The 12,585-nt window shown below is 64.5% G+C and carries 6 protein-coding genes; 2 read left to right on the top strand and 4 right to left on the bottom strand.

The features are described 5' to 3' along the window. Positions 1-29 precede the first annotated feature (29 nt). Together ACZ63D_RS11245 and ACZ63D_RS11240 are read right to left on the bottom strand one after the other, a co-directional pair. The gene (locus tag ACZ63D_RS11245; protein WP_465354157.1) at positions 30-602 is read right to left on the bottom strand and encodes a GNAT family N-acetyltransferase; all 573 of its coding nucleotides are present in this window, start codon (positions 600-602) and stop codon (positions 30-32) included. Beyond that, complete coding sequence (locus ACZ63D_RS11240; RefSeq protein ID WP_465354156.1) at positions 599-1,834, bottom strand: amidohydrolase family protein; 1,236 nt, start codon at positions 1,832-1,834, stop codon at positions 599-601. Before ACZ63D_RS11240 ends, ACZ63D_RS11245 begins: the two co-directional genes overlap by 4 nt. Before the next feature lie 78 nt (positions 1,835-1,912). Between ACZ63D_RS11240 and ACZ63D_RS11235 the strand changes: the two genes are divergently transcribed. Together ACZ63D_RS11235 and ACZ63D_RS11230 are read left to right on the top strand one after the other, a co-directional pair. Next, positions 1,913-2,356: a MarR family winged helix-turn-helix transcriptional regulator gene (locus ACZ63D_RS11235; protein WP_465354155.1), complete on the top strand. Its 444-nt coding sequence runs from the start codon at positions 1,913-1,915 to the stop codon at positions 2,354-2,356. Positions 2,357-2,411: 55 nt separating this feature from the next. Further along, positions 2,412-3,188, top strand: a complete 777-nt coding sequence (locus ACZ63D_RS11230; protein ID WP_465354154.1) for an IclR family transcriptional regulator — start codon at positions 2,412-2,414, stop codon at positions 3,186-3,188. Positions 3,189-3,254: 66 nt separating this feature from the next. Here ACZ63D_RS11230 and ACZ63D_RS11225 read toward each other — a convergent pair whose 3' ends face one another. Together ACZ63D_RS11225 and ACZ63D_RS11220 are read right to left on the bottom strand one after the other, a co-directional pair. After that, positions 3,255-3,782: a hypothetical protein gene (locus ACZ63D_RS11225; RefSeq protein ID WP_465354153.1), complete on the bottom strand. Its 528-nt coding sequence runs from the start codon at positions 3,780-3,782 to the stop codon at positions 3,255-3,257. A gap of 1 nt (position 3,783) precedes the next feature. Next, positions 3,784-12,258 (bottom strand): golvesin C-terminal-like domain-containing protein, encoded by an 8,475-nt coding sequence (locus ACZ63D_RS11220; protein WP_465354152.1) that lies wholly within the window; start codon positions 12,256-12,258, stop codon positions 3,784-3,786. Positions 12,259-12,585 lie beyond the last annotated feature (327 nt).

The raw sequence follows: 12,585 nt of genomic DNA, 5'->3' as shown, positions 1-12,585 counted from the left end.
CCGGGAGTTTAAATCAGCTCCCTCCGAGGTCAGGCGGACCGCTCGCCCGGCCCCGCCTTGGCCGCCCAGTCGTTCCGGGTCAGCTCGTACTCGACCTCACCGTGTTCCGTGCCCGGCAGCGGATCGTCGAAGTGGAGGTGGAACGTGCGGACGTAGGTCAGCCCGGACCGCTCCATCACTCGCCGCGACGGGGTGTTCACCGCCATCGTCTGTGCCCACACGCGCCGCGTGCCCAGCTCGGTGAATCCTTTGTGGATAGCCGCCCGCGCACCCTCCGTCGCATAGCCCCGGCCCCAGGCTTTCGCCAGCAGCCGGTAGCCGAGTTCCAGCTCCGTCGTGCTGCTGTCTTCCGGCGGTTGCAGGGAAATCCAGCCGATGAACTCTCCGGTGGTCCGCTCGATCGCCGCCCAGCGCCCGGCTGGGCCGCGCTCGTAGTCGCGGAGGATCTCGGGCAGCACCTTGTGCTCGATCTCGGCGCGAGGCGTCGGCTGGCCGGTGAGGAACCGCATTACGCGCGGGTCGCTGTCGAGCTGGACCAGGTTCTCGACGTCGGCTTCGGTGAACCGGCGCAGCAGCAACCGATCCGTTTCCAGGACTTTCACTCCACCGCCAGTCTGGCCGCCGCCGCGATCCGGTCGCGCGATTCCAGCAACCGGGCCCGGAGCTTCGGCAAATCCACCCCGAGCAGCCGGCCGTCCCGCTTGACTGCCTGTCCCCCAACGAAAACGCTGTCCACCAACCCCGGATGTGCCGCGGTGACCACTGTGGACACTGGATCGTTGATCGGGAACACCGACAGATCCTCGGCGTCAAGGAGCACCAGATCCGCGTCCTTTCCGACGCTGATGCTCCCGGCCCGGCCGGCTCGCCCGCAGGCCCGGGCACCGTCCACAGTGGCGAACTCGAGCAGGTCACGCGCGACCAGGCCGCCGTCCAGACCGCGCTGTGCGGCAAACGCCGTGCGCATAGCCGAAAACATGTCACCCCCAGCTGACGGACAGTCGTCGATCGACAACGACGGCCGGATTCCAGCCGCCAGCATACGTCCGGTTTCCGGCCACCCGAACCCCATTTTCAGCTCGACGTCCGGGCTGATCGTCACCGAACAACCCGCCTCCGCGAGGATCGCGAGGTGGTCGTCGGCGAGACCGTTGCCGTGCACTATCGTCGTCCGGTCGTCAAGCAGTTTTCGTTCGTGCATCTCGGGAATCGAATCGCACACCGCGCCGTGGACGTGCACGCTCACCCGCAGTCCGAGTTCCCTCGCCAATGCGACGTCTTCGGCTGTCGTGTCCATTGTGGTCAGCATCGGTCCGCGCAACCCGAACGACATTTCGTCGCCGGGCAGCCGGTTGCGCACCCTGGTGACGTCGCCTGGATCCATTGCGCAGTAACAGAAGATCGATCTTCCCGGAGCATCTTGGAGTGCGTCGATCGCCGCGTCGGCGTTCTCCGGGCGGTCGGAGCAGTGGAACCAGTCGAGCATCGTCGTCACGCCCGAGTTCAGCGCTTCGAGCCGCCCCAGCAGGTTGCCGAGATACACGTCCTCCGGCCGGTAGTGCGGCCGGAACTTGCCGTGCATGGCTTCGCGATATTCGGTGAACGTCCAGTCCGCCCCGAGCCCGCGAAACGCCGTCTGCCAGGTGTGCCGGTGAGTGTCCACGAAGCCGGGCAGGACTATCTTGCCCGTCGCGTCCACGATCTCGGCGTCGGCTCGGAGCGCGGGACCGACCGCCGCGATCCGGCCGTCCTCGATCAGCACGTCCCCGCTCGGGAGATCTCCCACCGCCGGGTCGAGGCTGACCACGATCCCGTTCCGGAGCAATGTCCGCATGACCCCTCCCAGAAGTTGATGCGTCAACTCTAGGGCGACCGGAGTTGATGAGTCAACTCCCCCGTATCCTTCCTGCTTATGACCCCCGACGACTGGGAGCTGTGGAACGCCTGGGTGCGCGCGCAACGCCTGCTCACCCGCGAGCTGGATCGCGGGCTGCAGCGGGAATGCGGCATCTCGAAGGCCGAGTTCAGCGTCCTCGTGACCCTGTGGCGCACCCCAGGGCACGAAGCGCGCGTCGCCGACCTGGTGGAAGCTCTCGGCTGGGAGAAGAGCCGACTATCGCACCAGCTGACCAGGATGGAGGCGCGCGACCTGGTCGCCCCGACCCGCAGCGGCCCCAGCGGGCGGCGCACCGGGATCAGCCTCACCGCACACGGTCGTTCGGTCATTCAGGAGGCGCTGGTGGTCCACGGGAACAACATCCGCCGCCATTTCCTGGACACGCTGACCCCCTCGCAGGCCGAGGCCATCCGGTCCTGGGCGGTTCAGACGATCGAACGGATCGAGCCTGGCCGCTGACCGGACGCTACCGTGTTCCGAAGATGACTACAGGTATCCGAAAGGTTGATGCCGGATGAGCGACGGCAAAGCAGCGTCGCCAGCCGCGGACCGGACGTTGACTGTTCTGGAAGCGCTGGTACGGGCCGAGGAACCACTGACGCTGACCGCGCTCGCGAAGGCCGCCGGGGTGCCGCTCGCGACCTGTGCGTCTATCGCGTACACGCTGGAGCAGCGGGGGTACGCCGTGCGCCGGGTTGTCGGGCGGAGTCACTTCTGGCGGCCGACCTTGCGCCTCTACGGGTTGGCTATCGAACTGGTCCGGAAAGTCGACCTGCCGTCCCTGGTCCAGGCCGACCTGCGACGGCTCGCGGAGAGCTTGGGGATGCCTGCTCATGTGGGGATTCTGGAGGATGCTTCGGTTGTTTATGTCGCCAAGGCTTCTACGCCTGGGTTTGTCCAGTTCGATACTTATCGCGGGAAAGTCGCGCCGTTCGATTTGACTGCGCTTGGCCGGGCGATTGCCGCGCATTTGCCGGAAGCGGAGTTGAAGCCGTTGCTTTCGCGGCTTTCACGCGGGGTGGGTCCCAAGGCTGTTGCTCCTGAGGCGGGGCAGTTTCTGGCGTTGCTGGCGAAGGTGCGGGCGGATGGGTATGCGTTTGAGAGCGAGGAGGAGCAGGCTGAGATCGCGTGCCTTGCCGCGCCGTTCTTCGATGCCGAGGGAGCCGTCGCCGGGGCGGTCGGGGTGACGGGGTTTGCGCGGCAGTTGGTGGGGGAGAAACGGAAGGCCGCGGTGCGGGGTGTGGTGCAGGTGGGGCAGGAGGTTTCGCGGCGGTTGGGGTTTGCGGGGTAAACATCGACGGTCAAGTTCTCCGCCACGAGCAACACCTCAATCCGCGCTGAGCACAACTCGTTGTCCCTAGGAATCAGCAGCGGCCATATCCATGATTCTCCGGAAGAATTCAGTATCCACGCCTTGCCCCTCAATGATCTGGTAAGCATAAGTCGCGACGATGCGGTCGATATCTAAGTTGTATTTCGGATTTGCCACCTTGCTGAAACCCATCACGACATGTTTATGGAACGCAACATCACGCTTGCCACCCGTAAAAAGGGCCCAGTGCAAGTTCTGATTCCTCGCGACAATAAGGCATCCGAGGAACACAGCCACATCGCTTACAACGGCATACCAAAGGTTGCGAAGGCGATCCGGATTATCCGGGTTCGGTTCAACGTTTGCCCGGAACCAGTCGTTGAGCTTCTGCACCGACTCGTCGTCGTCGCCAAGCTCGATCCCGTTGCAAAGGAGCAACTTTCGCAGTTGCGCGACTCGCTCAGGAGCGGCCTCCATAAGGCGCTCGTACGACTCGCGCGCCTGCCCCTTCGTCAACTCTGCGTGCGGCCGGGCGTATGGTGGCACGTACGGCTCGTAGCCATCCCAGTTCATACTACCTTATTACCACACGAATGTTGGCGGCTTGCAACGCTTGAAGCAGCGGGCCGGTGGGACCGCCAAGACCCGTCACCGGACTCTTCGTGAAATGCCACTCGACCGACTTGACACCACCGACAGATCTCTGCATCAGCTCCACATCCTTTTGTATCTGCATTTTGATGTCGCTAGTCAGCGACGTACGACCGAGCTTCGACTCAATGGCAACACCATTGGTCGTCAGAACATCGATCCTCCGAGCTCCCGACGCCGCCTGCAGCGTGACCTCACGCTGAGCACCGGGAAAACCAGCTGCGATCGCGTCAGCTGCGGCGTCACCGTTGATCTTGTTAGCCGCAATCCCGCCCTTGACCTTCGCCGAATCGCCGAAAATTTTGCCGATGAACTTGCCGGCAGCTCCACCGCCAACTTCAAGTGCGACTCCCCCGCAGGCTAGCGCGTCCATTGTGGAGCACGCCGGGATATTGGAGAGAAATACGTCGTAGATGAATCCTGCTAGCCCGTGCAACGGTTGACCCATCCGACACTCGTCCATAGATCCGCCGAGAGTGTCGCAGACGAGAGCTTCCGTCGCGGGCCCACGATTGGCGAACTCCATCGCTTCGCGCCAGGTAAATCCCGATGAGCCTTGGTAGCCGAATGCGTGGAGCACATCGAGCTTTTCCTTGGGCAAATCTCCACCGGTCGCCGGCGTGTTCATCGCAGCCTCGGCGCTGGCTTTCTCGCGAAGCCCCTCCGGGACCTGGACGTTGTGCTGCTCGCGATAGGCCAGATCAGCCTGGGCGCAACTGTGGATCTCGCCGCATCGATAGGTGTCCGTGTCGATATGGCCGTCGAGTTCGACTCGACCGACCGGGTTTCCGCCGGTGAAGGCATAGCGACTTCCGGTGAATGCGTCAGTCGTCAGACCCAGGTCACTGAGGGCACCGTTGTAGGAGTCTCGAGTGAGAAAGGTGTTTCGAGGCGGGCTGTAGTGACGAAACCCCATGTCGTAATTGCCGCTGGCAGTGTCGTAGCGCTTTCCATTGAACCGATACAGGTTGTAAGCCTGCGCCGAAGGATCCTGCGGCTTAGGCTTGTCTATCCCGGTGAACGACTGCTTGTCATCGCTCCCGTAAGCCGTGTAGCCGTAAGTCGCCTTAGTGTCGCCCTTATCCGTAGTAAGAGTCTCGACATCCGTGTGCGGGTTGTACCCGTACTGGGTCGTCTCTTTGCCGCCGTCACCGTTTTGCTTGGTTTGCGACAGTCGCCGTCCATCAGGGCTGTACTGATAAGACTTGTCCAGCTTCCCGTCGAGTTTCTCGTTCAAGACGTTGCTCGACAGACCCAAGTAAGCGAAATCTGTGGTCTTTCCGGCCTCGGTCTTGGCGAGCGTCCGGTCCAGCGGGTCGTACGCATACGTCGTGGCAACCCGCTCGGTCGTGCTGCCTTCCTTGAGTTTCTGGTACTCCGCGATCCGGTCGAAGCCGTCGTACCGGTACTTCTCCAGCAGCGTCCCGTCGACTGTCACGTTGTCCAGCCGGCCGAACGGGTCGTAGGTGTGCGTGCTGGTGTTCTTGTCGATCGACGAGGTGACCAGCCTGTTGCGGTCGTAGGCGTACTTGGTGGTCTTCCCGTCGATCGTTTGCTCGACGACGTTGTTGTTCGCGTCGTGCGCGTACTTCTCGACGCCGAGGGTGGCACCGGTCGGCTCGGTCTTGGTTACCGAGCGGAGCCGGTCTCGGGGGTCGTAGCCGAATGTGCGGGTGTTGTCCAGGTAGGCGCCGTGGTTGTCCGCGTTCATCGTGTGTTGCGTGTCGTGCGCGGGGTTGCCGTTGGCGTCGTAGTCACGGGTGTGTTCGTTGACGATCGTGCCGTCGGGCTTGCGCTCTACTTCGTGGCGCAGCGCGCCGTCGGGGAAGTATTCGGCCTGGAGGAGGTTGCCGTTGGCCTTGGTTTCGAGTTGTTTCTGGGCCCGCGGCGTGTAGGTGTAGGTCGTGGTCTGGGGCGCGGCGCCGGTGTCGGTGTTGGTGACCTTTTCGACCAAGTCGCGGATGTCGTACTCGTACACCGAGTGCTGGTCGTCGTGGTCTCGGGTCTTCGGGTTCCCGTTCGGGTCGTAGCTGTAGGTGGTGGTCTTGGCTACGGCGCCCTTGAGCTTTTCCTGGACCTGCTGGATCTGGTTCAGCCCGTTGTAGGCGACCGCATAGTTGTCGATCTTCGCGTTCGGGCTCGAGTCGGTGATGCCGACCAGGTTGTTGTTCGGGTCGTAGCGGTAGCCGAACGTCTTCTGCTGGGCGGGGCCGGGTTCGCCGCTGCCGTCGCGGACGATCTTCACCGCGTCCGCGGCCACGACGCCGTTCGCCTTGTCCGACAGCGTTACCTTGCGCGCCTGACCCTCGGTGAGCCCGTACGAACCGAGGCTGACCCACTGGCCGGGTTGCTGCGTCTGGTCAAGAGTCTTCGCAGTGCTGCCGCCGTCGTGGTCGATGGTGTAGGTCGCGTTGGTGGCGGTGGCGGTTTTGGGGTAGCGGACGGAGATTTCGTACGTCCCGGTGCGCGGCGCGTCGAGGTTCCAGGCGACGGTGTCGGTGCCGGTGCCTGGGTTGTGCCGTCGGTAGTCGAAGCCTTCGTAGTCGGGGCTGGTCTCCGTGCCAGCGGTGCCCCAGTTGCCGGTGACGATAGTGGCGGGGTCGGTGTTGTCGATCACCCGCACCTCCCGGCCCAACGGGACGCCGTCGTCGGAGCGGGACTTGAGCTTTCCGTCGGGATAGAACGACCAGGTCATGGTGCGGCTCATGGACCCGCCTGCCGCGGTGAGGGTGCGCGCGGTCTGCTTGCCGAGCTGGTCGTAGTCGTAGGTGGTGGTGATGTTCCACGGGTCGATGCTGGAACGCAGCCAGCCGGTGTCGAAGTAGCTGGTGCGGGTCACGTTGCGGACATTCTGGCCGTTGGACGGCGGAGCGCTGACCTCGGTGAGCCGTCCGACCTCGTCATAGGTGTAGGTCGTCTTGTCCGGAGCCTTGACGCGTTCGTCGTTGACGTCGAACGGGGTCTGCTGCTCTATCGGGCGGTTCAGCTTGTCGTAAACGGTGACGGCGGCGAAGTTGTCGGTGTTGCCCGGAATTTCGGTGCCACGAGGCGAAACAACCTTGGTCTTGTTGCCGACTTCGTCGTACTCGAAGCGAGTTTTGCGGTAGACGGGATTGCCCGACGCGTCCTTGGCGCGCGGCACCCACTGCTCCTCGACCATGGCGCGGGCGTCGAGCTTGACCACCGTGGTGTTCTGCTCGGCGTCGGTAGCCTCGACGATATTGCCGTCTCGGTCGTACTTCTTGCCGGTGGTGAAACCCGCGGCGTCGGTAACGGTCTTGACGCGGTGGTTCAGGTCGTAGGCGTACTTCGTCGTGTACGCCTTGGGATCATGCGTCGCGGTCTTGCGCGGGTCGACTACAACGGTGAGGTTGCCGACGTTGTCATAGTCGTACGTGGCCCGGTTGCCGCCGGCGTCAACAGTGCTGATGACGCGGTTGAGCTGATCGTATTCGCGGGTGGTGGTGAAGTCGGCCGGGTCGGGCGTCAGAGTGCCCTTCGGGTCGGTTTGCCGCAGCAGGTTCCCGACGTTGTCGTAGTCATAGGTAGTGGTCCGGTCAGGATCTCCTGCGTCGTCCTTGGGTGTGCTGACCGCGGCGATCTCGTCAGTGGGCCGGTAAGCGGCTGTGGTGATCGCGCCGTTGGCGGCCGTCGCTTTGATGACATTGTCGTTCGGGTCGTATTGTGCGCCGGGGGTGAAGAGGAAGTCGCCCTTGTCGGCGTCCTTGGGCACCTTGGACGACAACGGCCTTCCGAAGAGGTCATAGGTGTACTCGCTGACCTTTTTGCGCGCATCCATTGTGGACAGCACGTTGCCGGTCGCGTCGAATTTGGTCAGCGTGTCGTGGCCGTAGGCATCGGTGATCCGGCGTGGCGAGCCGATGGGGTCGTAGTCGCCGAAGGTCGTAATGTTGTTGTTGGCGTCGGTGACGGTCAGCAGCTGGCCGTAGCTGTCGTAACTGCTCAGCGTGGTGTAGTGGCCCGCGGCGGGATCACCGCTGCCCTTCGGGTCGGTGACGGCGACCAGGTTTCCGCGGTCGTCGTAGGTGAACAGCCACTTGCGGCCTTCGGGGGTGACCTTCTCGGTCAGGTCGGCGACGTGTCCGCCCAAGCCGGTCCGGTAGTTCAGCGCGGTAGGCGAGGTCTTGTTCGCGTTGGCCTCGGCGTCGGCGATGGTCTTCGGATAACCGGTGACCGGGTCGTAATCCCAGGTGGTGATGGCCTTTCCGCCGTCCTCGGCCAGGCGCCGGACGTTGTTGTCGGCATCCCAGGTCAGTTCGGTGGTCTGGTTCTTGGCGTTGGTCAGTTTCGTCGGGCGGCCGTAGCCGTCGACGAACGTCTCGGACGCGTGGCCGTTGGCGTCGGTCACGATCGAGTCGACCGCCGAGCTGTGGTCCGGATCCGGATAGCGGTAGTCGAAGCCGGTGTCCTTCCCGGCCCGGTTGGTCAGCGTCCGCGTCTTCCATTTCCGGGCAGGATCTTCGTAATACGACAGTCCGGTGGAATTGCCGCGCGGATCGGTGACGGAGATCAGCTTGGCGTTTTTGTTCAGCAGCGCGTTGTTGTAGAAGAAGGTGAAAGTCTTGTGCTGATCGGAGCCCGCGCCGTCGGTGATCTCCTGCAGCAGGCCGCGGTCGCTGTAGACGAACTCGATCCGGCGGCCGGAGATGTCGGTGATCGCCTTGAGCTGGTTGGCGATCTTCCCGTTGGCCAGGTTGACGCCATGGTGCTTGTGGTCGCCGGTGAAGTAGTCGTAATCCGGGTCGCCGTTCTGGAAGTACTCGAGGTTCAGGGTGCGGCGGCCGGTGGCGTCAGTGATGTATTTCAGGACACCGGTGTTGTGGTTGTTGACGCACGAGCGTTCGTAGGTGAACTGGAGCTCGTTACCGTTCTTGTCGACGGTCGCGCTTTGGTAGCCGTCGCTGTCGAACACGAGCTGGGTACGGTCCGGCCGCGTCATCACCCACGCGCGGGTTGGGTCGGTGCTCCCGGTGCGCTGCAGGTAGAGGTGGACGCCGGCGGGTTTGTCGTAATCCCACAGCTTCGGGTCCGGGCTGTCGTGCTTGTTCAGCGCGAACTGGTGGCTGGTGCCGTCCCCGTCGGTCAGCACGATCTTCGCCGGGTATCCCGGTCCGCCCCAGCCGTCGAACTCCAGCGGGGTGCCCAGCCGGGCCAGGGTAGAGGCCGACAGGGACCAGCCGGAGCCGATGTAGGAATTGGACGTGTCCTGAGCGTTGTAGGTCATCCGCAGGAACGTCGCTAGGCCGCGGCTCGGATTGCTCAACGCGTTGTAGGACCACACCGCGTTGCCCGCGAACTGGTTGACCATCAGCGTCGACCCGGCTCCGGTATTGCCGCCGGAATAGGAGTAGAACTTCTCCAGCCCCAGTTGATCCGACTTCGGATCGTCGATCGTGATGTTCTGCGCCAGCGGCGGGATCTTCGTCGTTTCCGACAGCCACTTCCCGGTCGTCCGGTTCCGCAGATCCCACTTGAGCACGAACGCTTCGCGCTTGTTGCCGAGGTCGAATGGAGTGGCTGTCTTCACCTTCGCGTCGACCGCGACCACGCCGTCGGGCGCGATGTCCTTGGGCAAGGGCGTCTCGACCCGGTTGCCAGGGCCGGTCACATCGGTGCCGTCAGGCAGTTCCCAGTGATAGGACAACGCGTAGTCGGCGGCGGGCCAAGCCGCGCCGGTGGTGTTGGTGAGGGTGACCGGGACGGTGTAGTCGTCGCCCGGAATCATTCGGTCCGGGGTGGTCGGTGCGTAGTAGGTGCTCTCCGCGGTCTGTTCGGTGTAGACCACGGTCAGTTTCGGCCGCAGGCGCGGCTCGGCGGCCTCGCTGCTGAGGAAAATGGTGCGTTCCGGCGGATTGGCCTCGTCAGCGAGCTTGACCAGTGCACCGTGGTTGCTCGCCGGGTCGTTGACCCAACGCTGCGCCAGTCCGGTCACGCCGAGGACCCGCAACGCCGGGTCGTTGGTGACTCCCGTGGTGGTTCCGGCGACCACCGGGTCGAAGTCGCCGCCGGGACTCGACCAGGCACGACCGGCGCTGGCCTTGTTCCAGGTGGCGCTGCCCTGGTCGAAATCCTTGGTGAGACCGCGTGCTTCATAAGTGCCGGTGCCCACTGGCGTGCCGCCGACGTAGGTGAAACCCCAGAGGCTGATCTCGGCGTTCTGCACCCGCGCACCCGCGGGAATTCCACCCAGTTCCGGGAACTTCACCAGGCCGCGGGTCGCGCCCAAGGCACCGGAGTTGTTGCCGACCGACAGCCACGGCTCGCCGGTCAGCTTATCGTGCGGCTGATCGGGCTGTTTGCTGGCCAGGGTGGTGTCGGCGGCGTTGCCTTGGACGACCTTCACGACCTGCCCGGCCTTGGGCAGCCGCACCAGCTGGGTCGCGGACGGGATCAGCTGGCCATCGCGGGTTTTGGCCGCGACGACGTAGTAATAGGCATTGCCGAACGGCTGCGGGTCGTCGGCCTTGGTCGGCTGCGCGGTGGTGTCGGCGTAGCTGGCGGTGCCGGGGCGCAACGGAGCGACCAGGGTCGCCGCGGTCGGGGTGAACTGCTGGAATACCGAACGGTGGACCTGGTATTCGACCAGGTCGCTCCCGGGATATGCCTGCCAGGTCAGGTTCGCGCCGGTAGCCCGGATCGTCGTTGGCGCGTCAAGGGCGGGGCCAGGTTTGCCGTAGGTCAGCAGCAACCGCGGGGTCTGCTCGGTGGCGCCGTTGTAGGCGTACTCGGCGGCCTCATAGCGCGGTCCGCCCTTGCCTTGGGTTTCGTCAGCGGCCTTGAGCAGGAAGCCGTGGTTGGGCTGGCTGCCGTCCAGCCAGCTTTGGACGGTCGAGCGCACGCTGAAGCTGTGCCAGATGTTGGCCTTGTCGGCCTTCTTGACCTGCGTGCCGGGCTTGGTCAGGCGTACCGCGTCGGCCACGACCTCCTTGCCCGGCACCCCGCCGAGCACGACCTTGTGCGCGGTGCCTGCCTTGAACGGCCACCTGCCCAGCGATGTCCAGCCGCCAGGGGCCGAGACGGTCTGATCCACCGGCACGGTCTGCTGTCCGCCGTTGTAGAACACGGTGTAGGGAGCGTTCGACGCCCGGCCCGCCCCGGACACGTAGTGCACCTCGACTTGATAGTCGCCGTCCTCGGTGAGGCGGGGAACCCAGGTGTAGTCGCCGCCGCGGGCGCCGACCCGGTAACTGTGGCCCACTGCCTGTTCAGCGTCTCCGGTGTCGACCGGGCGCCACTCGCCGTTCGCCGCGGTACGACCGGGTTCGCCGTCGTCGACGTTGTCCTGGTTCTGGCCCACCTCGGCGAACGCCGCCGCGGACGAGTTCCACGTAGCGGTGCTCGCTGTCCACGGCTGGGTCGCCCGGTGCGCTTCCACGGTGACGTCGTTGGCGCCGGTCGTGTGGTCCTGGTCGTAGTACAGCTGCAGCTGCGCCGAATCCAGCCGGGTGCCTGCCGGGATGTTCGCGAGGTCGAACTTCAGCAGACTGCGGGCAGCACCGCCGTTTGTCCCGCCGACCGACAACCGCCAGCTGCCGTCGTGGTTGGCGTCCGGCTCGTCGGACGTCACCATCGTGTCTTGCGCCTGGGTGGCGGTCGGCTGGATTTTGATGGTCGGATCGAGCACTACCGGGTACACGCGCTCCTTGGCGCGCAACCATTCCTGGTCCGCGGTCACCGTGATCGTGAACCGGCTGCCTTCGGCACGGACGGTCTGGGCGACCTTGCCGCTCCACGATTTGCCGTACGGCGAGGCCGGGTCGTCGCGGCCGTCCAGCATGAACGGCTTGGCCATGACGAACAGCGGCCCGCCGTCGCGGTCACCGCCTGCGCGGAAGAAGGCGATCGAGCCGTCCGGCTGCTGCTGGGCCTCGACGCCGGCCAGATCCATCGTGAAGCGGTAACTCGGCGCCTGCGCGGGCGGCTTGGCCAGCACGAGCTTTTCTTTCAACGCCTCAGGGGTCACCTGGTAGACCACATCGGTGCCGGGAAACGCGCCCGGATAGGTGATCGCGCTGCCCTCGACGCGCGGCTCCAGCGAACGCGACACCCCGGCGATACCGAGTCGAATTTCCCGTTCGCCCTGCCGGAAACCGACGAGATTCTCTGTTCTAGTCCCGAAAGAACTCTGAAAAGTGTTGCGCTCGTTGCGATAAGCGAAGCCCTGCCCGTCGGTCGCTTTCGCGATCCTGGTGTCGATGTCCTGCCAGTGCCCAGCGGTGTCGCGATAGTGCAGCGGGGTCTGCGAGACCTGCAGTTGAGTCCGGCCGTCTGACAGGGAAAACGCCTTGGTCGTGAGCGTCCGCTGTTCAGCCTTTTCTGCCAGCCGTTTCGCCTCGGGCGCCACCTGCCCGACGGGTGCCGATTCGTGGCGGGGCAACGCATCCACCGGCCCTGGCGGTGATGGCGGAACACTGCGATGGGAATGCGCTGGCGGGCCCGCGGCCGGCCGATGCGACAGCGCGACCGCCACCGGGGCGGTGCCGAAAACGGTGCCAGCGGCTACGATAATCGTAAGAGCGCAGCACAAAAAAGCGCGTTTGGTCGGCATCTCTGGCTTCCCCCTGCACAATCGCGCCCGAGTCCGCTGGATATGCGACTGACCGGCGACAATGCCAGCCATCCCCTCTGGGCGGCGAACACCAAATTCGACGGTACAACCGGATGATCACAGTCTCAATAGGCCGGATGGTCCAGCTTGGACAAT

The organism is Amycolatopsis sp. NPDC104775 (genome assembly GCF_055583325.1).
Note: the sequence above shows the minus strand (reverse complement) of the source record. Positions and strands in the feature narration are given on the sequence as shown.

Bases quoted from the DNA above. Each gene is read 5' to 3' on its own strand.
- ACZ63D_RS11225 (WP_465354153.1), bottom strand. From the start codon at position 3,782: ATGAACTGGGATGGCTACGAGCCGTACGTGCCACCATACGCCCGGCCG.
- ACZ63D_RS11235 (WP_465354155.1), top strand. From the start codon at position 1,913: ATGACCCCCGACGACTGGGAGCTGTGGAACGCCTGGGTGCGCGCGCAA.
- ACZ63D_RS11240 (WP_465354156.1), bottom strand. From the start codon at position 1,834: ATGCGGACATTGCTCCGGAACGGGATCGTGGTCAGCCTCGACCCGGCG.
- ACZ63D_RS11230 (WP_465354154.1), top strand. From the start codon at position 2,412: ATGAGCGACGGCAAAGCAGCGTCGCCAGCCGCGGACCGGACGTTGACT.